Source organism: Flagellimonas rhodophyticola (genome assembly GCF_049332665.1).
Classification (GTDB): domain Bacteria; phylum Bacteroidota; class Bacteroidia; order Flavobacteriales; family Flavobacteriaceae; genus Flagellimonas.
In genome coordinates this window covers 2,350,467-2,372,111 of the sequence record NZ_CP186326.1, presented here as the reverse complement: position 1 = coordinate 2,372,111, position 21,645 = coordinate 2,350,467, and the positions used below count along the sequence as shown (strand labels likewise).

Here is a 21,645-nt window from a genome sequence, read left to right as displayed (position 1 = left end):
AATTATTTTGAGTAGTTGACACGATATCTCCAGAGGCTTATTCCTCCCAAAATAAATACCCCCAACACGGTATACCAAATAAAGGTCGGTGTAATTACCTTATCTCCGCTAGCATAACTATGAAGTCCTGATAAGTAAAAATTGACCCCGAAATAGGTCATCATAATACTAGCAAAGGCAATAATACTGGCAAAGCTAAAGGTCCATTTACCTCTAAGACCAGGCACCAATCGCATATGCAGTACAAAAGCATACACCATGATTGAGATCAAGGCCCAGGTTTCTTTAGGGTCCCAGCCCCAATAACGTCCCCAGCTTTCATTTGCCCACTGACCACCTAAAAAGTTGCCAATGGTTAGCATTACTAAACCTGCGGTCAACGAAAGCTCGTTGATTACAATCAGTTCCCTGAGGTTGAGTTCCATGCGCTCTTTATTCTTCTTTGTGGTCAATATGATCAACAGTAAAGAAACCACCCCTAGAATCATGCCGACCGTCAAAGGCCCATAACTACCGACAATTACGGCAACATGAATCATTAACCAGTAACTGTCCAAAACAGGCTGCAGATTTGCAATTTCTGGGTCTACCCAACTTTGGTGGGCTATCCACAATAACATAGATGTAACAAAAGCACTTGCAGCAATTGTGAGTTCACTTTTTCTTCCCAGAGCCAATCCGATACCCATAGTAGCCCATGCCACATATAGAATACTTTCATAAGCATTGCTCCAGGGGGCATGGCCCGAAATATACCAGCGCATCACCAAACCTCCCGTATGCCATATAAAGAATAGTATGATGGTACCTTTTAATAAATAGGCCGCTGCTTTCAGGATTTCCCTTTCTTTAAAGATTTGAAGAATTAGAATGATAAAAAGCAAAACTCCTACAAGTGCATAGTACTGGTACAACCTATTGAATATATCCAGTTTATTATATAAAATTTCTGCTTTTACCTTTTTATCATCTGGCAAGACTTCAGCACCATTGTTCTTCTGATTTTGCTTGAAGGCCTCCAACAATTTGTCTGATTGGGAGTAATCTCCCGAGGCAATTGAGCTTTTCAAAGTCCCCAGATAAAATGGCATTGCATTCTTGATGAAATTGGAGTACAATGAATCCGAAACCTGGTATTGGCCAGACCGATATTCGATAGCAGATATCCACTTATTGTTTTCGTCATTCAATAATGGAAATATCTTGACTATCTGCCCGCTCAAAGCAATATCCAGCAGGTTTAATCTTTCAAATACCTTTTTAAAATCTTTTTCAAAATTTGATGGATTGGTTGTTGAAGTGGCTTTTTCAACATATGACTTCATCTTGAAGTTTCCCTTGGCATCGAAAAAATCCGTGGCCTTAACATATTCGGTTCCTTTGGGAACATTTATAATCTTACGGATACTATCGTTCTCCCTTTTAGCCAAGGTGATAAACTCGGTGTTGTACCAAACGCCCGGGTTCATCATCATAGACAAGAACACTTGATTAGCGTCTAAGTCGTTATAGGTGTTTTTTCCACTTAATTTTCGTAAAACCTCAGAAGCAAAAGTGTGGATAGGCTTCATTCGCCCCCCTTCATCTTGTATTACGAGTTCCCCAAATTTCTCGGCATGTTCTTGAGAGACAATGTTAGCGTTGATGATGGAATCAACTTGTGTTTTTGATGGCAAATTGGAATGTTCATGTCCTTCTGTACCTTCTGCTTGGGCAAAAGCCACCCCCGTTGCCAAAAATAATATCAAGGATAACGCTGCCTTTTTGATTTTCACTTTCTCCAGAGCTTGCTGTAGGTCTCTAAATCTTGTTTTTCCAAAAAACATAATGCCCATTAAACCAATATACAGCAAGAAATAACCTATATAGGTTATCCATGTTCCCCAAAAATCATGATTTACAGACAAAATCGTTCCCTTTTCATCTGGATGAAAGCTTGATTGAAAAAAACGATACCCTTGGTGGTCTAGAACATGATTCATGTAAATATCGTAGTCGAAAGGCCGCTCATCATCAACGGTTATTCGGCTCATGAAAGATGCATAACCTGTTTCTGTCCCAGGGTACTTTTCGGCTATGAAATCATTTAGTTTAATAGCAAAAGGCAATTCATAAACTTTAGAACCATAGCTCAATGAAAAATCCAATCCACCAACCTTAATCTTATCAGAAAACTTGGAAGTGCCCTTCCCTCCTAGTAGTTTTTGCTCTTTAGTTTCTCCATTGGCAGTTATAGATACCACCAAGGCATCTTGAGTGGCCTCTGTAACTTCATTTTCTGGGGCTTTTATAACACCATAGCTTCCTTTAACAATGGGCTCTGGAATCACAAACTGCATTCCTGCCATGGAATAGAGAGACCTTAATTGCAGGGATTGAAGGCTATCATTTTGAACTTCTCCCTGGAATTGATCCGCCATCCGCATAAAACTTCCTTCAAATGGCGATTTAATTTGGTAATCATCTCCCTCTGAGAAAATATTTATGGCTCCGGAGGTTTCTTTGTTCAGTGAAAAAAGTACGTTATGGATACTTGCCACTTTTCCACTTTCCAGATAATGCTCATGACGCTGTCCATCGCCTGCTTCAACAATTTTTAGATATTCGTTGCCATTTTCATCAGGGATTAATCCTTCTTTTGCTCCATCGATAAAATCGACATAAGCAATGGTAAACCCTTGACCGTTAAAATCTGATTTCCAAGGAAGGCTCGAACGCTTTCCTTCTGAAGTAACGATCATGTCATCTTCCAGTACCCTTCGTTTGCTTTCACCATTAATCTCTCCATCAACAAAAACAGTGAGGTAGGTTTTATCAGAATAAAATCGATTCTCAGTATTCCCTTCGCGAATAGGCATCATCCCTTCATAGCTAATGTACCGTGTAACGAATGCACCTAAAATGATAAGAATCCACGAGATATGCAGGAGGAGAACAGGCCACTTTTTCCAACTTAAGAGCCGGTATCTAAAAATATTTCCAACAAAGTTGATCACAAAAAACACCATGATTACCTCGAACCAGGTGGCATTGTAAATGTATATCCTTGCAGTTTCGGTGCTGTACCAACTTTCAACAAAAGTTCCGAATGCCATCGCTGTTGCGAATACTAAAAAAAGAATGGCCATCAATCGTGTCGAGAACAGGGTGTTGGAAAGTTTTTCCAGCATAATAGGAAGTCTAATTTAAAGGCCACAAAGGTAGCTACTAAAAGCTTAAAATCCATACAATCTTTCAACCCATTATTTGTGATTCTTGAGTTGTTTTAGATTGGCGGAATTAGGAAGAAAATCAGTAAAGTATGGAAATTGCCCCAATACAAGTTCCGTACCTATGTCTAAACAAACTTGATCAGGGCAATTGGAAGACACTATTATCTTCTATTTCATAGCGGTAATCTTTGTTAACCAAGAATGGTTTCCATAACATGCTCTGTTATATTATCACATCTACTAAAACCAAACCCAAATACATCTCCTTTGTTTGCGGTTAACTCGTACAAATTTTCTTTAAGGGTATTTTTAGCTCTATGCAAACGGACTTTTACATTGGATTTGGAAATGTTTAAGCACTCGGAAATGTCGGTAATAGACATCTCCTCAATCTCCTTTAGCACATAAACCGTTCTATATTTGACTTCTAAAGTGTCAATTGCGTTTTCCAAAAGCTGTTTTGCCTCATTTCGTATGATGCGCTTTTCAGGGTTCAATTGCGTTTTGTCCGGTATTTCCAAAATGGAATTCTGTTTTGTTTCCGATGACCTTTGATAGAGATCAACCACCTTCCCTTTCTCTTTCAATCTTGCTAATACTTCGTTGATTCCAATTCGTATCAACCAAGTCCCATATGTGGATGAATGCTTGAATTGATATAGCTTTTCAAAAGCCTTCAAATACGTGTTTTGCATAATATCCTCCACCTCACTTTCATCTTTTAGATAGCTTCGTATCACCCTAAAAAGCTTCTGGTTATTTCTTCTTAAAAGGATTTCATAGAGCTCCCTTTCACCAGCCAAAATACGTTTGATGATTTCGGAATCGGTCAACTTTTGGTATTTGAACTTCCCAATAGGTTTAGGCTCCATACGACTATGCTTTGTCTTTAGATAGCATGTTTGTCAAATAGTTACAAAATTTTGTAACCTTTTTGAACATCACTTATCTAAAATTAAAACTAAAATTATGGAGTCTAATATTTCATTAGCAAAAACAGTATTAAAGTACACCTATGGCCTGGTACCTATTGTTGCTGGGTTAGATAAGTTTGTTAACCTGCTAACCGAATGGGGAAAGTACGTTTCCGAAGGTTTTTTAAGTGCGTTATCTCTTCAAGCGGCAACCTTTATGATGATTGTTGGAATCATTGAAGTCGTCGCAGGAATACTAGTTCTTGTAAAACCCAAAATTGGAGGATTGGTTGTTATGTTCTGGCTTATTGCCATAGCATTAACTTTAATCTTTAGTGGTAGTTTTCTAGATGTAGCAGTTCGAGATTTGGTCATGGCCGTAGGTGCATTTGTATTGGTCAAATTGTATGCTGATAAAACAGTATAACCATAATTCATCTTTAATGAAACATCTCTATTTCATTAATTATCAGTATCTTATAAATTAAAAAAACAAATCCTATGAAAATGAACAGAAAAAGTTTTATCAAAAAAAGTGTTGGGGCACTCCTTGTGGCTGTTCCGACATATTCAGCATTAAGTTGCTCAAATGATGACAGTGCCAACGGAGATCCGAATATTGATCCAAGTGCTCGAGATTGTTTCGAAAATGGGGCAAACGCGATTACCATTACCAGCAATCATGGCCATACCCTAATTGTATCTAAGGCGGATGTAGCAGCCGGGGTCGAAAAGGAATATTCTATTCAAGGTGGGTCAGGTCATGATCACAAAGTCAAACTAACCACAACTCATTTTGCCACATTGCAAAACAACAATCAGATTACGATAGAATCCACTACTGGAAATGCCCATCGCCATGATGTTACTGTGGCATGCGCCTGAGCAATTTTTTATCCTAAACAGTTGAGCCATCAAAATTTGATGGCTTTTCTTATCCATTTGTTTGCGGTTGGCTATTTTTGAGCCATGTATACCATTAGTCTTATTGGAACAGGTAATGTAGCTCAACATCTTTTTGATGCTTTTCTGGATGCACCACAAGTTAAGATTGTCCAGGTTTACGGTAGAAATCCAGAAAAACTAAAGAGATTCAACGGACATGTAGAGACATGCTCCAACATTCAAGAAGTTAAAGCTGCCGATGTCCATATTATTGCCATCAATGACAATGCCATTTTCCAAGTTGCGGAATCTCTTTCAACCAAAAATGGAATTGTAGTGCATACTTCGGGAGCAATGTCAATGAATTGCATCCCTACTCCGAACAAAGGGGTCTTCTATCCACTTCAAACTTTTAGCATGGGTAGGCCAATATCATTTAAGGACATACCTGTCTGTCTGGAAGCAGCCCAAAAAACTTCTCTGGACCTCTTGCAAAAGCTTGCTGGCCAAATTTCCCAAAGTGTATACCAAGTTAATTCCGAACAGCGTAAAAAATTGCACCTTGCGGCCGTTTTTGTCAATAATTTCACAAATCACCTCTATCATATAGGAGAAGAAATCTGCCGGGAAGAAGGACTCCCATTTTCACTTTTACAACCTTTAATTCAAGAAACGGCGCAAAAAATTCAGCAAATGTCTCCAATGGAGGCCCAAACCGGACCTGCCAAAAGAGGTGATACAGAAAGTATAAAAAACCATCTGAGATTACTGAAAAATAAAAAACATGCCGAACTTTACACTATATTAAGTCAAGCCATTACAGAAAACTATGAAGAAAAATTATAAAGAACTATTGAGCAATATAAACACCTTTGTCTTTGATGTGGATGGGGTTTTTACTGATGGCTCGGTACTCATTACAACTGATGGTGAGATGCTCCGGAAAATGAATGTCAAGGATGGATATGCTGTTAAAACCGCCATTCAAAAAGGCTATAACGTTTGTGTGATTTCCGGAGGAACCAATGCAGGGGTCAAAGAACGTTTAAAAGGTCTCGGCGTTACTGATATTTATTTGGGTGCTCATCATAAGGAAGAGCCTTTGGATGAATATTTGGATGTCTATAATATTGATGCAGAGAATGTGCTTTATATGGGAGATGACCTGCCTGACATTCCTCCGATGAAAAAGGTAGCACTAGCTACGGCACCACAAAATGCAGTTGCCGAAGTCAAGGCAATTTCAGATTACGTCTCCCATAAGAACGGTGGAGATGGTTGCGTTCGAGATATTATTGAACAAGTGCTTAAAGTACGTGGGGACTGGAATGACAACTTCAGTGCAAAAAATGGCTGAAAACAATCCACTAAAAGAAAAACTAAAAGACCATAAACTAATTCTTGGTTCCGGCTCTCCTAGAAGGAAGCAATTTCTTGAAGATTTAGGATTAGCGTTTGAGGTGCGGCCAAAACCTGTTGAAGAAATTTACCCAGCAAATCTGAAAGGAGAACAAATTTCGAACTATCTAGCAGAATTAAAGGCAACTCCATTTAAACCAGAACTTGAGGAAAATGAAATTGTGCTTACCTCGGATACCGTGGTTTGGTTCAACAATGAATCTCTGGCAAAGGCATCTAATGAAAACGAAGCCTACCAAATGCTGAGTAAACTATCGGGAGATTGGCATGAAGTAATCACCTCAGTATGCTTTACCACCTTAAATCTTCAAAAAACGGTAAGCGCCACGACATTAGTGAAGTTTATGGATTTTAGTAATGAAGAAATCAACTATTATATCAAAAGGTGTCAACCATTTGACAAAGCTGGTGCCTATGGTATACAGGAATGGATTGGCATGATAGGTATTTCTGAAATAAAAGGCTCGTACACCAACGTGGTTGGTTTACCTACCCATTTAGTTTACAAAACGTTAATGGATATGGTTTCCTAAAACGGTATATGTAACTTTACGTAAAATCTCGTGATATGAAAAAGGTGATTCGCTTTGAATTGATAGCAATTGGACTATTGTTGGTGCTTTCATCATGTATTGATAAAAGCAAAGCTTCGAATAAGGAAATGGCTTTGAATGATGAGCCTGTTATTACCAAGGCTATTAAACCAAGAAAGCAACCTTCCGAAGATTTTAAAAAGTACTGGTACAGCGGAAATGCGGAGATCACATCCTATAAACTTGAACAAGCCAGATATGGTGAGATTAGAGATGGTCATTCAGTCTTGATTTACGTTACAGAGCCCTTTTTGCCAGAAAAACAGGTTAAAGCAGATAGAAGCAATCCTGAGAATGTTTCTGTGTTAAAATTAAATTCCACAAAGAAATACCTCACTGGTATTTATCCATATTCCGTTATGGGAAGTACATTTTATCCCGTTTATGACAATCAACATGCTATCAAAAGCAGCTTATCGGTTCAAGAATGGTGCGGGCATGTATACTCACAAATCAACAATCGGGAAAAATTTGAGTTTACCTCCCACTCCTATTTTGAAAGTGAAGCGGACCAAAACATTTCCCTTGAAAAAAACCTCCTGGAAAACGAAATTTGGAATAAAATCAGAATCAACCCTTCAGATTTGCCAACCGGGGATATCACAATGATTCCCTCATTGGAATATGTTCGTCTTCGCCATAAAGAGCTCAAGGCATATAATGTCAATGCAAGTTTAACTTCGCAGGATGGAATTAGCAGTTACACAATGACCTATCCTGAACTTGAAAGAACCTTGACCATTAATTTCACCTCGGAATTTCCATATGCAATTGAAAGTTGGACCGAGGAGTTTAAAAGTGGCTTTGGACCAAAAGCAAAAGTTCTCACCACACGTGCCACTAAAATAAAGTCCCTCAAGACAGCTTACTGGGGGCAGAATGGCAATGATGATGTTGTGCTTCGGGATAGTTTAGGGCTATAAAAGCTCTTGTTTGTCCTAAACATACCCTGTTAAAGATGTTCTAAATAGCATCCGGTCTGGTTTGAATCTTTCTATATTTGGAGCAACCACTAAAAACCGTTGTATGCGAAACTTTTGGGTCAGTGTTCTGACTTTAACTGCAGTCGTTTCAAATTCCTTTGCCCAAGGGCCGAACAAACCCTCATCTGCTGAAATTCATCATAATCTTCAAAAATTAAATTTTTTGGGCACTGCTTTATACATTGCAGCCCATCCAGATGATGAAAACACAAGGCTTATTTCTTACTTATCCAACCATGATAAGGCCAGAACGGCCTACCTATCCCTGACAAGGGGTGATGGAGGACAAAATCTTATAGGTTCCGAATTGCGGGAGCTTTTAGGTGTTCTTAGAACACAAGAACTCTTGGCCGCTCGGAGAGTTGATGGAGGTGAACAATGGTTTACTAGGGCAAACGACTTCGGTTACAGCAAACACCCTAATGAAACACTTCGTATTTGGGACAAAAAAGAGGTTTTAGGCGATGTGGTATGGGCCATCCGTAATTTAAAACCGGATGTAATCATCAATCGTTTTAATCATAGAACACCTGGAACTACACACGGACATCACACTTCTTCCGCAATGTTGAGTGTTGAAGCTTTTGATCTTGCCAATGACCCCAATTCATACCCGAACCAATTGCAAAGTACCAGCACTTGGCAACCTAGGAGAGTATTTTTTAACACTTCTTGGTGGTTCTATGGAAGTCGCGAGAACTTTGAAAAAGCCGATAAATCAAAAATGCTAAAATTGGATGTGGGCGTTTTTTATCCTGAATTAGGACTTTCCAATAACGAAATAGCATCCATGGCCAGTAGTCAACACCTTTGCCAAGGTTTCGGTAGAGTAACTACGCGCGGTTCCCAGGATGAATATGTTGAGCTATTGAAAGGTGACCTTCCATCAAGCAACAATCTTTTTGATGGTATCGACACCTCATGGTCAAGAGTAAAAGGAGGAAAAGCTGTTGGTGATATTTTATATCAAGTTGAAAAAGATTTTGATTTTTCTAATCCTTCCAAACACATCCCAGAATTGGTTAAGGCATATCAACTACTTCAAAATGTTGAGGATGAGCACTGGAAAACACTGAAGTCGGAAGAATTGAAATCCATTATTTTGGATTGCTCCGGTCTTTATTTGGAAGCCAATGCAGAATCAGCTTCCACAACTTCAGGAAGTAACGTTAAAATTAATGTGGAAGCGTTGAATAGAAGTAACCAGTCCATTATTTTAAAAGAAATCAATGTAATTGGAGCAAGTCATAAGCTGAATCCAAACAAAGCTTTGAGCAACAATGCCAAAGAAAACATAGAATTTGAATTTACTGTACCACAGACAACTTCCAATTCAGGCCCCTATTGGTTGAACGAAACCGGAAGTCTGGGGATGTATACAGTCACAGACCCAAAGATGATTGGCAAGCCGGAAACTCCAAGTCCGTTTCATGCGGAATTCATTTTGACCATCGATGGTATTGATATTGGATTCCAAAAACCTGTGATTCGTCGCTTTTCAAAACCGGATAAAGGGGAATTGTATGAGCCCTTTGTTGTGTTGCCTGAGGTCACATCTTCAATTGCAGAGAAAGTCCTGATTTTCTCTGATTCTAAAACCAAGGATGTTTTGGTAAGCGTTAAAGCCGGTAAAAACAATGTTTCAGGTGAGATTTCTTTAAAACATCCAGCAGGATGGCATATTTCTCCGGAAAGTATTTCATTTTCAATCGAGCAAAAAGGACAAGAACAATCCGTTATTTTTAAGGTTACTCCTCCTGTTGAAGATAGTGAAGGTAAAATTTCCCCAATGGTTAAAATTGATGGCCAAGTCCATACTAAAGAACTCGTTGAAATCACCTATGACCATGTTCCAAAGCAATCCATTTTGCTACCCTCCGAAGCAAAGGTTGTTCGTATGAATATCCAAAAGTCCGGAGAACATATTGGGTATATCATGGGTGCTGGGGACAAAGTTCCTGAGAGTCTAAAACAAATAGGATATCAAGTCCATACCATTGATCCCGAAACTATCCAGGCGGGCTCACTCGACAAATATGATGCTGTGGTTGTAGGGATTAGAGCCTATAATGTTGTTGAAGAATTAAAATTTAAGCAACCGCACCTGTTCGATTATGTTGAAAGAGGCGGCAATCTTGTGGTCCAATACAATACTGCTGGGCGATGGAGCAAACAGTTTGAGAACATCGCTCCCTACAATCTTACCCTATCTCGAGACCGTGTTACGGATGAAACTGCCAAAGTTAGTATTGTGGCAAACGACCATTCATTGGTAAATTTCCCCAATACCATTAAAGAAACTGATTTCGATGGATGGGTACAGGAAAGAGGCTTGTATTTCCCAAAAGAATGGAGTTCAGATTTTACCCCAATACTCTCTATGGGGGATGAAGGAGAAGCTCAAACCGAAGGTAGTTTGCTGGTAGCACCACATGGAGAAGGACACTACATCTATACAGGATTGAGTTTTTTCAGGGAATTACCAGCAGGAGTTTCAGGAGCTTATAAACTTTTCGCTAACATGCTTTCAATAGGTAAAAGTGAAGTAAAATCTGAAAGTAATGTCAAAGGATAATATGGAAAATAAGATGTCGTGGAAGAAGGAGTACACTATCGTACTTCTCTTGAACATTGTTTACATCTTGATTTTCTACTTCATAATGACACAAAATAACTAGCAGCTTAATGGGTGCATTAGATTGGATTGTTCTGGGCAGTGCATTGCTCTTTATCGTAGGCTTCGGGGTATGGAAAACCCGGGGAAGTAAAAATGTTACGGATTATGTGATGGGAGGCAATGATGCCAAATGGTGGACTATTGGTCTATCGGTTATGGCCACTCAAGCTAGCGCTATTACATTTTTATCCACTCCTGGGCAAGCTTTCCATGACGGAATGGGTTTTGTTCAATTCTATTTTGGCCTGCCATTGGCCATGATATTTATTTGTTTGGTATTCATCCCAATTTATAGAAAACTGAAGGTGTTTACCGCTTATGAAATGTTGGAAGGTAGGTTTGATTTAAAAACCCGAAGTTTAACTGCAATTCTGTTTTTGATTCAACGTGGATTGGCAGCGGGAATTACCATTTTTGCTCCCTCAATTATTTTATCGGCAGTTTTAGGGTGGGATTTACGTACGTTGAATATCATTATTGGAATTTTAGTCATTATCTATACCGTTTCAGGAGGAACAAAAGCCGTCAGTGTTACTCAAAAACAGCAAATGTTCATTATAATGGTAGGCATGTTCTTTGCCTTCTTTTTTATTTTGGGTTCCCTTCCGTCCGGAGTTTCCTTTGGAGAAGCACTAAAAATTGCTGGAGCCAATGGCAAATTGCAAATCTTGGATTTTAGTCTGGATACCAATAATCGCTATACCTTCTGGAGTGGTATCACCGGCGGGTTCTTTTTAGCTCTGGCTTATTTTGGAACTGACCAAAGTCAGGTGCAACGGTATTTATCTGGAAAATCGGTTAGGGAAAGTCAACTAGGTTTGATTTTCAATGGAATTTTGAAAATTCCAATGCAGTTTTTTATTCTGTTGGTAGGTACAATGGTATTTGTCTTTTATCAATATAACCCCTCCCCTCTTAATTTCAACCCGGCAGCTACGCAAGCTGTTATGGAGTCGGAATATGTTGAGGATTATAGGTTGTTGGAGCAAGGACATCTAGAACTTGAGCAGGAAAAGAAAATGGCCCAAGGTGCATTTTCTACTGCCTTAGCTTTAAAGGAATACAATGCTATTCAACAGGCTAAACAAGATATTATCAAAATCAATGAAAAGGAAAAAGCAAACAGGGATACCGCCAAAACCTTAATTTCTCAGGCTGATAATTCCGTGGAGACGAATGATAAAGACTATGTATTCATACATTTTATCTTGACCAATTTACCCACGGGATTGATTGGATTGCTCTTGGCTGTTATTCTTTCTGCTGCAATGTCCTCTACCGCTTCAGAATTAAATGCACTGGGAACTATTACGGCCCTCGACTTGTATAAAAGAAATCAAAAAGAAGAAAAAGACGATAAGCATTATGTGCTGGCCACAAAAGGTTTTACCCTTCTTTGGGGGGTAATTGCCATAATTATAGCTTGTGTTGCGAACTTATTTGATAATCTTATCCAATTGGTGAATATTATCGGTTCCATTTTCTACGGAAATGTGCTGGGTATTTTCCTATTGGCTTTTTTCTTCAAGTTTGTAAAAGGAAACGCTGTATTTATAGCTGCGCTGGTAACACAAGTAATTGTTATCATCGGCTGGTATATGGATTGGATGTCCTATTTATGGCTTAATGCTTTTGGATGCCTGCTGGTTATTTTCCTTTCCATGTTGATTGAAAGCTTCGATAGTTTCCTTAGAAAGCCTCCATTAAAGACATAAAAAAAACCCGCGATAAACGCGGGTTTCAATAATTTATAGGAATACGTTTATAGTGCTCCCCATTCTTTCAAGGAATCCTTGTTTAGTTTCACATAATCCGCATTTCCAGCTTCTTCAGCAACCTTAAGAGATTGCTTAGCTGCTGCGATAGCACCTTTCTTATCTCCCATTTTCGCCAAAATCAAGGATTGTCTGCGCATCACCCAAAAAGCATCTGGTCTCAACTCAACGGCTTTGGCAATCCACTCCTTGGCTTTGTTTAAATCTTTGCCTTCTTCAAAATAATAAGAAGCAGAAGAATAATAGTCATTGGCACTTGGTCCAGCCATTACGGTTTCAATACTCTTTTGTGCCTTTGTCAAAGTAGGTACTTCAAACTTTACGCCTACATAGGCCTTTTCCCACATTATGCCTAGAGCCGCTCCATTGTTGTGAACATCGTCAATGGTTATAGTAAAGGTTTCAATATCCACAGGCAACGGATATACCTCAACTGTAGTCTTAGCAGCTACTTTACTGTCGTCCCATTCTCTAGGCGTGCCCCAATTATTAGCGTCCGAATAGAAAAAGACTTCCCAAGAGGTTTGACCTGGCTTTGTGAAAATTGCATAAGTACCGGCTTTTACTTCTTGACCATCAATAGTAACGTCATCACTAAAAGAGATAGTTGTGTTCTTGTTTGCACCTGTTCTCCATAGCTCACCATATGCTTCAAGTCCGCCAAAGATTTTTCGGCCTCTCATAGATGGTCGGGAGTATTCTACTTCAACCTCGGTTAGTCCAACAGTCTGTTTCATCGAAGAGGAAGGACTGGGTTGAGGAGTTTGCAACTGTGCCTCAACGGAAACAGCGAGCATAGCAGCAAACGCAAATAATGCTAGTTTTTTCATTTGTAAGAATTTTAGATTTGTTAGTGAAACAAAGCTAAAAATAAAGGCACGGCTGACTTGTTAATAAACCCTTAAAAGAAAATGGGATATCAATAGATATGGTAGTAATAACAATTTTCCGATTTGCATGAGAAGATAAACTTTATTTTGTTTAACTATTTTAATTAAAAATTAAACAATTTAGGTTATTTTTGAAAAAACTGGTTATGCGTTTATATCAACTTTCTGCAGTGCAAACCCTGCCCATCTCAAAACAAGAGGCTTGGGATTTTCTGAAAAACCCAAAAAACTTAAAGGAGATAACTCCGGATCATATGGGTTTTCATATTCTATCTGAGGTTGATAAGCCCATGTTTCCTGGGCAAATTATCCAATATAAGGTGAATCCCTTCCCCGGTATTAGTACAAAGTGGGTTACTGAAATTACCCATATGGTGGAAGGACGATATTTTGTTGATGAACAGCGTTTCGGTCCTTACGCCCTGTGGCATCATAAACATTTTATTGAAGAAATTGAAGATGGTGTACGGATGGAGGATATCATCGATTATAAGTTACCGTTTGGATTGCTTGGCCAACTCACGCATCCCATATTGGTAGAAAAACAATTGAGAAGTATATTTCAGTATCGGGAGCAAAAGTTGATTGAGCTTTTCGGAAAAATTGATGGTGAGACGAGTACACTTGAAATCAAAGCCATTTAGAGGTATGAAAAAAAATATGTTACTTATTGGCGGTTCCTACGGAATTGGATTGGAACTAGTGAAAATTCTAATAGAGGAGTATACCGTTTACGTTGCCTCACGAACTATTGGCGAATTACAAGGATTGGATGTTACCCACATACCATTTGATGTTTCTCAAGATGATTTGGACGTATCCTTACTTCCTGTCAGCATCCACGGATTTGCCTATTTTCCCGGAAGCATCAATTTAAAACCGTTTAAAATGCTTTCCATAGACACTTTTGAAGCGGATATGCATTTAAATTTTACTGCCATGGTCAAAGTGGTCAAAAAAATACTTCCTCAAATGGCAGAAGGGTCTAGCATGGTATTTTTCAGTACCGTTGCAGTAGGAACAGGGATGCCCTTTCATTCAAGTGTTGCTGCATGCAAGGGAGCTATCGAAGGGTTCGCCAAAGCAATGGCTGCAGAATATGCTCCCAATATACGAATGAACACCATTGCTCCTTCATTAGTAGATACACCTTTGGCAAAACGCTTGTTAAGCAACGATCGAAAAAAGGAATTGATGTCAGCTAGACATCCCTTAAAACGGTATGGAGATGCTTCTGATATTGCTAATTTGGCCGCTTTCTTACTGAGTGATAAAAGTACCTGGATGACTGGTCAAGTGCTGGCTGTTGATGGAGGTATATCAACCTTAAACATCAACTAATGAAGCCTAAAGTTTGTCTTTTTTGGTTTCGACGTGATTTACGATTGGATGACAATACCGGTTTCTATAATGCACTGCAAGGTGATTATCCGGTACTCCCCATATTTATTTTTGATACTGAAATTCTGGAGAAGTTACCCAAAAATGATCCTAGGGTGTCGTTTATACACAAGCAGCTCCAAAAAATGCACAACGAGCTCCAATCCAAATTTAAGAGTGGGGTAGCAATGTACCATGGCAATCCCATTTCTGTATTGATTCAATTACAGCATAAATATGATATCAAGGGCGTTTTTACGAATCATGATTACGAACCATATGCCATTAAGAGAGATGCTGAAATCAAAAAATTATTGACGAAGGACAACATCCCTTTTCATTCCTTTAAGGATCAAGTAGTTTTTGAAGAAAACGAAGTGGTCAAGGATGATGGTAATCCGTATGTCGTATACACTCCCTATAAAAATAGATGGAAGGAGAAGTTTAATCCTAATTTACACCTTTCTAACTTCGATACCTTAGCCCATTTTCAAAAACTTCATAAATCCAACGATTTACCAAACCTTAGCTTAAGGGATATCGGTTTTGAATTATCCCAGATCCTTGTTGCCGATTATAATACTACTTCTGGATTAATTCAAAATTATGAAGGCACACGAAACTTCCCTGCTAAAGAATCAGGAACGTCCATGTTAGGGCCACACCTTCGTTTTGGCACAGTTTCTATTCGAAAAATAATGAAGAAAGCTATATCCGAGGAAAATGAGGTTTTCTGGAACGAGCTAATCTGGAGGGAGTTTTTTATGCAAATCCTTTGGCATTTTCCCCACACCATTAGCAAGTCATTTAAACCCAAGTATGATAGGATTGTGTGGCGAAACAATGAGCAAGAATTTGAACTTTGGAAGTTGGGGAAAACCGGATATCCTTTTGTTGATGCTGGTATGCGAGAGCTGAATACCACGGGATACATGCACAATCGTGTTCGCATGATTGTTGCAAGCTTCCTTTGCAAGCACCTCCTAATCGATTGGCGCTGGGGAGAGGCCTATTTTGCTGAAAAATTATTGGATTTTGATTTGGCAAGTAATGTTGGTAACTGGCAATGGGCCGCCGGAAGTGGTGTGGATGCTGCTCCATATTTCAGAATTTTCAACCCCACTACCCAAATCGATAAATTTGATTCCCAAAAGACTTACATTCAAAAGTGGGTGCCTGACCTTCAAGAGCTTACCTATCCCCTTCCCATCGTTGATCATAAAATGGCTCGTGAACGCTGCTTAAAAGTTTACAAAGAAGCCGTAGGTTGATGCTTTTTCAGTATTTTTAGTACCCGGTTTTATTTTGAGGGTAGATAGCTGAAAAGATGTAGATGGAGCCCAAGAAATACTTACCTCCACAATTCGGACTAATTCAAATTATATAACATGAAACGATTCACCACCCTAGTACTGCTATGTCTGGTTTCGCTCAACCTTACTGCGCAAAAACTAAGTTCAAACAAAAAAGCAATTATTGCTTCTGTTGAGTCCCACAAAGAAAACCTAATCCAAATTAGTGATTCTATTTGGGCATTGGCCGAGACAGCTTTCAACGAATCCAAATCTGCAGAAGTGCTGGCAGATTATGCCGAAAAGAATGGATTAAAAGTAACCCGCGGAGTAGCGGATATCCCAACCGCATTTACAGCTACCTATGGCTCAGGAAAACCGGTCATAAGTGTTTTGGGAGAATTTGACGCCTTGCCAGGACTTTCCCAGAAAACAGAACCCGCCAAGAACCCAAGGATAGATGGAGCTCCAGGTCATGGCTGTGGACATAATATGTTCGGTGCGGCTAGTTTAGGGGCTGCCATTGCCATCAAAGAACAAATTGAAGCTGGAAAGCTGAAAGGAACAGTGAAGTTCCTGGGGACTCCTGCGGAAGAAAAATATTTTGCCAAAGTATGGATGGTAGAAGCTGGTCTATGGGATGATGTTGATGTAAACGTCAGCTGGCACCCAGGCGCAAATATTGAGGCTGATGTGCAAAGTGGGCTTTCTTTGATTGATTTCATTGTTGAATTTTACGGACAAGCAGCACATGCTTCGGCAGATCCTTGGAACGGTCGAAGTGCATCCGATGCATTGGAAATCTACACCACTGGTATGAACTACTACAGGGAACATATTAGACCAACATCTCGTATTCATTATCATATTCAAGATGGTGGACAAGTGGTCAATGTTGTACCTGACTACTCAAAAATATGGGTACGTGTACGCGACCCCAAACGAAAAATAATGCTGCCGACCTATGAACGTGTCAAAAAAATGGCAGAAGGCGCAGCTATTATGGCCGATGTCGATTATAAAATTACATTGGTGTCTGGTATTTATGAGGTATTGGTAAACCGCGCCGGAGGTGATATCATGCAGAAAAATTTAGAGCTTTTAGGACCAATCACCTATACCGACCAAGAAATAGCTTTCGGAAAAGCAATTCAAAAAGCAACAGGAAAACCTGAGGTGGGAATGGATAGCCAAATCGAAGCCTTAAGAGAGACAGAAAAGAATCCTGGGGGCGGTTCAACGGATGTAGGGGACGTTAGCTGGAACGTACCAAATATCAATTTAAGTGTTACCGTTGCTCCAAAAGACACTCCATGGCATTCTTGGGCCGTGGTAGCTTGTGGAGGAATGAGCATTGGGCATAAGGGCATGGTGTATGCCTCAAAAGCTATGGCCATGACCATGGCGGACCTTTTTGAAAACCCAAAACTTATCGATAAGGTCAAAGAAGAATTTAAGACCCGAAAAGGAGATGAGAAATACGAAGCAATGATTGACGGCCCTCCGCCAATAGGGAGCAACTAAAAAAAATAGCTATTTCATTTTAATAAAAAAGAGCAAAACCAAATCTGTGCATAATAATTAGAAAATGATAAAAAAAATAGTATTGTTTTTGGCCTTGGGTGTTTTTCTCCAAGGCCAAGGACAAGAACCGCTTTCAGTATTTGAAAATCTAATCGGGAAAACCTGGTTTGCAGAAGGAGATTGGGGAAATGGCACTAAATTCAAACAAGAAATAACCTTTCAATATGACTTGGAAGGTGCTCTGATTATTTCCAAATCAAAAGGTTTTACCAATCAAAAGCAAACTACTTATGGTGATAGGAACCATGGAATCCGGAAATTTGATAAGGAAAGTAATACCATAAGGTTTTGGGAGTTCGATATTTTTGGAGGAACCACCGAGGGCACAGTCAAGACAAAGGGGAAAGATATCATTTATACGTATTCCTACGGAGAATCTGTAGTCACTGATTATTGGGAATTTGTTGACGAAAACAGCTATAATTTTACGGTAGGTAATTTTGAAAATGGGGAATGGAAACAAGTTTACCTAAAAACTCAATTCGTTTCAAAGAAACAATCACAATTCAACTTTACCTTCGATCATCAATCATTAGTGGTGACCAATTTGATGAAAACAGGTGACTTCTACAGGGAAGTTTTTGGATTTGAAGAAATTCCGCACCCCGAGAACAAACCTGGTTTTAGGTGGTTCAATATGTACGGCAACTCACAACTGCATTTGATTAAAAAGGATTTCGCGGAATTCGAGAAAAACAAAAGTATGCATCTGTGTTTGGCAGTGAGTGATTTGGAAAGTTTAATAGAGCGATTGGTGTCCAAAAACATTGATTTTTACGATTGGCCAGGCAATAAAGGTTCCGTAACCGATAGAGCTGATGGTGTAAAACAAATTTACATTCAGGATCCCGAAGGTTACTGGATTGAAATTAATACGGCAAAACATTAAATATGCTCGACCCTGTTCTTCAAACATTCCCATTAGGTTTTCCATGGCAGACCCAAGACCCCTTTTTATTCTGTGTTTATCATTTAGACCACTATCCTGAGGGCAATGAACAAATGGGACCGAATCCTGAATTACTCAAAGGGAGAAATATGGGTAACGATTTTACTATAAAAGATGGATGGCGCATGTACCACGGACAAACCATTCCAGGTTTTCCATACCATCCCCACAGAGGGTTTGAAACCATTACTATTGTAAACAAAGGTTACTGTGACCATTCCGATTCTCTGGGAGCGGCTGGACGTTTTGGCGAGGGAGATGTACAATGGATGACTGCAGGGCGTGGGGTACAACATTCTGAGATGTTCCCATTGCTCAACACCGAAAATGACAATCCTTTAGAATTGTTTCAAATTTGGTTGAACTTGCCCAAAGTGGATAAGTTTGTTGAACCCCATTTTAAAATGTTGTGGCATGAAGATATCCCCGTGATCAATGAAGATAATGCCCAGATTAAAGTAATTGCTGGAAATTATAAAGGTCGTCAAGCCAATGATCCAGCGCCAAACTCTTGGGCCGCCAAAGCTGAAAATGAAGTGGCCATTTGGAACATCCATATAGAAGCGAATTCCGAATATACATTGCCAAGCTCTAATACTTTGGTGACTCGGACACTTTATTTCTATGAAGGTGAAGAAATACAGATTGGTAATCAAAAAGTAAACCCAAATTATGGTATAGCGTTGGATCCGTCACAGGATACTTCTATCAAAATTGGAGCTAAGAAAGCTCACTTTTTATTGTTACAAGGGAAGCCCATTGACGAACCTGTTGCCAAATATGGTCCTTTTGTAATGAATTCGGAAGAAGAAATACAGCAAGCCATGGAGGAATACCGATTGACACAATTTGGCGGTTGGCCTTGGCCCTACCCCGATAATGTACATGACAAGGCAAAAGGGCGTTTTGCATTGTATCCGGATGGCACATTGGAACAAAAGGGTTAGACATGAATTTCTAATTCGAATTTTTGCGGAATTCTATCAGGGTAGAAATTAAATTGTTTGCCTGCATAGTTAATAATTAGTTTTATACATCTTTTCCCAGAAACCTCATTTTAATAGGGATAATGTTTAAGTTTAATAGTACCTATTTGAAATACTACTTTTTATGAGGTCGTTTTCACTCCTATTCAAAGTCTTAACAACCATATTGCTGGTTTCAAGTATTTGTTCTGCCCAAACACAAAAAATCGACAGTCTTAAGAACCTCATGAAGACTGCCGATGATACCACCATGGTCAATTTGATACGTTGGCAGGGTAACTATACAAGACAAACTAATCCGCAAAAGGCTATTCAACTCTATAAACAGAGTATCGAAAAATCAAAAGAGATTGACTACAAGCGTGGAGAAATCAAGGGTATGTATGCTATTGGCGTAAGCAATGGCATGGCCGGTAATTATGCTGAATCCCTAAGTTATTTTAAACAATCTCTTTCTTTAGCTGAGGAACACAACGAATTTGAGGATATAAGTATGAATTATGGTTCATTGGGCATTGTTTACAAACGTATTGGAGATTATTCAACAAGCCAAGAATACTACCTAAAGGATTTAAAACTTGCAGATTCACTTCAACTGGATACTGATAAATCAGACACATATATAAATTTGGGGATTTTATATGATTTAATGGATCAACAGGATAAAGCCATAGAAAGTTATCATAAAGCACTTGAAGTAGCACCTGAAGCTGAACGGGCACATTATGAAAATTCTGTTTTGTCTAATCTAGCAGTTATAGATTTTGATAATAAAGACTATAAAACTGCATTGGATAAATTTTTGGCGGCTATTGCCTACTATGAAGAACAGGGAGAAAAGACACGTCTGGCGTTACAATACGCCAATGCTGGTGCTTGCTATTTAAATCTCAAGAAATGGCAATTGGCCGAGGACTATTTCTTGAAATCCCTTCAACTTGCAAAAGAGCTTTCCTTACAACAGGAGATTGCTGAGGCTTATTATCGCCTTGCTGAACTTAGGCTACATCAAAAAAGATATGATGATGCCATTAATTATTCCAACCAGAACTTGGAATCGCTCACAAACATGGCAGGACCCTATAAACAAAAAAGCGATGCCCATGAACTGGCCTATACCATATTTCAAGAGTCGGGTCAACTGCCCAGGGCCATTTATCATCTGAACCAGACCATGGTGTATAAGGACAGTCTGCTTAATGAGACAAAGGTCAGGGAAATACAAAACCTGCAGATACAACATGAGGTATATCTTAAGGATAAGGAAATAAAGGAAAATGAGCTAGAACTAGCACTGCTGAACACAAGGGTAGCACTCAACAATAAAAGAATGCTCTACCTTTCCATTATTGCATTCTTGTTGTTGTTATCTGCCGGACTGCTCTACTTTAGGTTTAGGACCAAAAAAAGGGCCAATATCCTGTTGCAGGATAAAAACCAATTGATTTCCGAGCAAAAGGAAGTCATTCAGGAAATGAACCTTAAATTGGAGAAGCAGATGCTACGTGCCCAAATGAATCCACATTTCATCTTCAACTCTTTAAATTCAATTCAACATCTTATCAATTCTGATGATAGGATTAATGCCCTAAAATACCTTTCCAAATTCTCGAAACTACTTCGGCAGGTACTTGAGAGTTCGGTCAACATCAATTTGGTGCTCAAAGAGGAAATTGAACTTCTTAAAATATATTTGGAATTGGAGTCATTACGTTTTGACAATGCATTCAGTTATAATATTACGATTGATGAAAATCTGGATATTAATGAGCATGAGATGCCCATGCTCCTAGTGCAACCCTATGCGGAAAATGCCATACTACATGGGCTCATGCCCAAAGAAGGAAAGAAAGAGCTTTCAATAACCTTTAATGACAAAATGAAATATGTGGAATGTATAATTGAAGACAATGGTGTCGGAATAAATGCAAAGACCACAAACAAAAGACCAAATATGCCCTCTAGGGGAATGTCAATCACAGCAGAAAGAATCGAAAAATTAAAAAGGCTATCTGCCGAAGAATTGATAAATATTAAGAGCTTAAATGACGGAACCGTTACAGGTACAAGAGTCACCATTTTGATACCTAAAAATTAGAATTACAG

Annotated in this window: 18 protein-coding genes; 15 read left to right on the top strand and 3 right to left on the bottom strand. The window is 39.1% G+C overall.

The annotated features are described in order from the left end of the window. Positions 1-2 precede the first annotated feature (2 nt). On the bottom strand, positions 3-3,170 hold the full coding sequence (gene ccsA / locus ACOKFG_RS10600; RefSeq protein ID WP_422861204.1) for a cytochrome c biogenesis protein CcsA: 3,168 nt from the start codon (positions 3,168-3,170) through the stop codon (positions 3-5). Between the two features lie 233 nt (positions 3,171-3,403). Further along, positions 3,404-4,084 carry an RNA polymerase sigma factor gene (locus ACOKFG_RS10595; RefSeq protein WP_299172709.1) on the bottom strand — a complete coding sequence of 227 codons (681 nt, stop codon included), beginning with the start codon at positions 4,082-4,084 and terminating at the stop codon, positions 3,404-3,406. Positions 4,085-4,181: 97 nt separating this feature from the next. Between ACOKFG_RS10595 and ACOKFG_RS10590 the strand changes: the two genes are divergently transcribed. The 8 genes from ACOKFG_RS10590 (at position 4,182) to ACOKFG_RS10555 (ending at position 12,398) form a co-directional block, all read left to right on the top strand. Further along, on the top strand, positions 4,182-4,553 hold the full coding sequence (locus ACOKFG_RS10590; RefSeq protein WP_299485073.1) for a hypothetical protein: 372 nt from the start codon (positions 4,182-4,184) through the stop codon (positions 4,551-4,553). An 80-nt stretch (positions 4,554-4,633) separates the two neighbouring features. Then, positions 4,634-5,011: a hypothetical protein gene (locus ACOKFG_RS10585; RefSeq protein ID WP_299485070.1), complete on the top strand. Its 378-nt coding sequence runs from the start codon at positions 4,634-4,636 to the stop codon at positions 5,009-5,011. Between the two features lie 84 nt (positions 5,012-5,095). After that, positions 5,096-5,857, top strand: a complete 762-nt coding sequence (locus ACOKFG_RS10580) for a Rossmann-like and DUF2520 domain-containing protein (protein WP_422861203.1) — start codon at positions 5,096-5,098, stop codon at positions 5,855-5,857. Continuing rightward, positions 5,841-6,368, top strand: coding sequence for a KdsC family phosphatase (locus tag ACOKFG_RS10575; RefSeq protein ID WP_422861202.1), 528 nt, complete (start codon positions 5,841-5,843; stop codon positions 6,366-6,368). Before ACOKFG_RS10580 ends, ACOKFG_RS10575 begins: the two co-directional genes overlap by 17 nt. After that, entirely contained in the window at positions 6,361-6,963 is a 603-nt protein-coding gene (locus tag ACOKFG_RS10570; protein ID WP_422861201.1) for a Maf family nucleotide pyrophosphatase, read from the top strand. Before ACOKFG_RS10575 ends, ACOKFG_RS10570 begins: the two co-directional genes overlap by 8 nt. Before the next feature lie 35 nt (positions 6,964-6,998). After that, positions 6,999-7,946: a septum formation inhibitor Maf gene (locus tag ACOKFG_RS10565; protein WP_422861200.1), complete on the top strand. Its 948-nt coding sequence runs from the start codon at positions 6,999-7,001 to the stop codon at positions 7,944-7,946. Between the two features lie 103 nt (positions 7,947-8,049). Then, entirely contained in the window at positions 8,050-10,581 is a 2,532-nt protein-coding gene (locus ACOKFG_RS10560) for a PIG-L family deacetylase (protein WP_422861199.1), read from the top strand. A 110-nt stretch (positions 10,582-10,691) separates the two neighbouring features. Beyond that, complete coding sequence (locus ACOKFG_RS10555; RefSeq protein ID WP_422861198.1) at positions 10,692-12,398, top strand: sodium:solute symporter; 1,707 nt, start codon at positions 10,692-10,694, stop codon at positions 12,396-12,398. A gap of 47 nt (positions 12,399-12,445) precedes the next feature. Here the strand turns inward: ACOKFG_RS10555 and ACOKFG_RS10550 are convergent, their stop codons facing one another. After that, entirely contained in the window at positions 12,446-13,288 is an 843-nt protein-coding gene (locus ACOKFG_RS10550; RefSeq protein ID WP_299172686.1) for a DUF2911 domain-containing protein, read from the bottom strand. 206 nt (positions 13,289-13,494) lie between these two features. Here ACOKFG_RS10550 and ACOKFG_RS10545 point away from each other — a divergent pair, with 206 nt between their 5' ends. The 7 genes from ACOKFG_RS10545 to ACOKFG_RS10515 all read left to right on the top strand — a co-directional run bounded on the left by ACOKFG_RS10545 (position 13,495) and on the right by ACOKFG_RS10515 (position 21,637). Next, positions 13,495-13,992 (top strand): SRPBCC family protein, encoded by a 498-nt coding sequence (locus ACOKFG_RS10545; protein ID WP_422861197.1) that lies wholly within the window; start codon positions 13,495-13,497, stop codon positions 13,990-13,992. Positions 13,993-13,996: 4 nt separating this feature from the next. Next, positions 13,997-14,689, top strand: a complete 693-nt coding sequence (locus ACOKFG_RS10540; RefSeq protein ID WP_422861196.1) for an SDR family NAD(P)-dependent oxidoreductase — start codon at positions 13,997-13,999, stop codon at positions 14,687-14,689. Beyond that, the gene (locus tag ACOKFG_RS10535) at positions 14,689-15,999 is read left to right on the top strand and encodes a cryptochrome/photolyase family protein (protein WP_422861195.1); all 1,311 of its coding nucleotides are present in this window, start codon (positions 14,689-14,691) and stop codon (positions 15,997-15,999) included. Before ACOKFG_RS10540 ends, ACOKFG_RS10535 begins: the two co-directional genes overlap by 1 nt. 117 nt (positions 16,000-16,116) lie before the next feature. Continuing rightward, positions 16,117-17,544: an amidohydrolase gene (locus tag ACOKFG_RS10530; protein WP_422861194.1), complete on the top strand. Its 1,428-nt coding sequence runs from the start codon at positions 16,117-16,119 to the stop codon at positions 17,542-17,544. A 64-nt stretch (positions 17,545-17,608) separates the two neighbouring features. Continuing rightward, the gene (locus ACOKFG_RS10525) at positions 17,609-18,493 is read left to right on the top strand and encodes a VOC family protein (RefSeq protein ID WP_299485054.1); all 885 of its coding nucleotides are present in this window, start codon (positions 17,609-17,611) and stop codon (positions 18,491-18,493) included. 2 nt (positions 18,494-18,495) lie between these two features. After that, complete coding sequence (locus tag ACOKFG_RS10520; protein ID WP_299485052.1) at positions 18,496-19,500, top strand: pirin family protein; 1,005 nt, start codon at positions 18,496-18,498, stop codon at positions 19,498-19,500. A gap of 163 nt (positions 19,501-19,663) precedes the next feature. Continuing rightward, entirely contained in the window at positions 19,664-21,637 is a 1,974-nt protein-coding gene (locus ACOKFG_RS10515; RefSeq protein WP_298789365.1) for a tetratricopeptide repeat protein, read from the top strand. Positions 21,638-21,645 lie beyond the last annotated feature (8 nt).

Excerpts from the sequence above, each read along its gene's own strand:
- ccsA (WP_422861204.1), bottom strand. The coding sequence starts at position 3,170 with ATGCTGGAAAAACTTTCCAACACCCTGTTCTCGACACGATTGATGGCC.
- ACOKFG_RS10595 (WP_299172709.1), bottom strand. The coding sequence starts at position 4,084 with ATGGAGCCTAAACCTATTGGGAAGTTCAAATACCAAAAGTTGACCGAT.
- ACOKFG_RS10590 (WP_299485073.1), top strand. The coding sequence starts at position 4,182 with ATGGAGTCTAATATTTCATTAGCAAAAACAGTATTAAAGTACACCTAT.
- ACOKFG_RS10585 (WP_299485070.1), top strand. The coding sequence starts at position 4,634 with ATGAACAGAAAAAGTTTTATCAAAAAAAGTGTTGGGGCACTCCTTGTG.
- ACOKFG_RS10580 (WP_422861203.1), top strand. The coding sequence starts at position 5,096 with ATGTATACCATTAGTCTTATTGGAACAGGTAATGTAGCTCAACATCTT.
- ACOKFG_RS10575 (WP_422861202.1), top strand. The coding sequence starts at position 5,841 with ATGAAGAAAAATTATAAAGAACTATTGAGCAATATAAACACCTTTGTC.
- ACOKFG_RS10570 (WP_422861201.1), top strand. The coding sequence starts at position 6,361 with ATGGCTGAAAACAATCCACTAAAAGAAAAACTAAAAGACCATAAACTA.
- ACOKFG_RS10565 (WP_422861200.1), top strand. The coding sequence starts at position 6,999 with ATGAAAAAGGTGATTCGCTTTGAATTGATAGCAATTGGACTATTGTTG.
- ACOKFG_RS10560 (WP_422861199.1), top strand. The coding sequence starts at position 8,050 with ATGCGAAACTTTTGGGTCAGTGTTCTGACTTTAACTGCAGTCGTTTCA.
- ACOKFG_RS10555 (WP_422861198.1), top strand. The coding sequence starts at position 10,692 with ATGGGTGCATTAGATTGGATTGTTCTGGGCAGTGCATTGCTCTTTATC.
- ACOKFG_RS10550 (WP_299172686.1), bottom strand. The coding sequence starts at position 13,288 with ATGAAAAAACTAGCATTATTTGCGTTTGCTGCTATGCTCGCTGTTTCC.
- ACOKFG_RS10545 (WP_422861197.1), top strand. The coding sequence starts at position 13,495 with ATGCGTTTATATCAACTTTCTGCAGTGCAAACCCTGCCCATCTCAAAA.
- ACOKFG_RS10540 (WP_422861196.1), top strand. The coding sequence starts at position 13,997 with ATGAAAAAAAATATGTTACTTATTGGCGGTTCCTACGGAATTGGATTG.
- ACOKFG_RS10535 (WP_422861195.1), top strand. The coding sequence starts at position 14,689 with ATGAAGCCTAAAGTTTGTCTTTTTTGGTTTCGACGTGATTTACGATTG.
- ACOKFG_RS10530 (WP_422861194.1), top strand. The coding sequence starts at position 16,117 with ATGAAACGATTCACCACCCTAGTACTGCTATGTCTGGTTTCGCTCAAC.
- ACOKFG_RS10525 (WP_299485054.1), top strand. The coding sequence starts at position 17,609 with ATGATAAAAAAAATAGTATTGTTTTTGGCCTTGGGTGTTTTTCTCCAA.
- ACOKFG_RS10520 (WP_299485052.1), top strand. The coding sequence starts at position 18,496 with ATGCTCGACCCTGTTCTTCAAACATTCCCATTAGGTTTTCCATGGCAG.
- ACOKFG_RS10515 (WP_298789365.1), top strand. The coding sequence starts at position 19,664 with ATGAGGTCGTTTTCACTCCTATTCAAAGTCTTAACAACCATATTGCTG.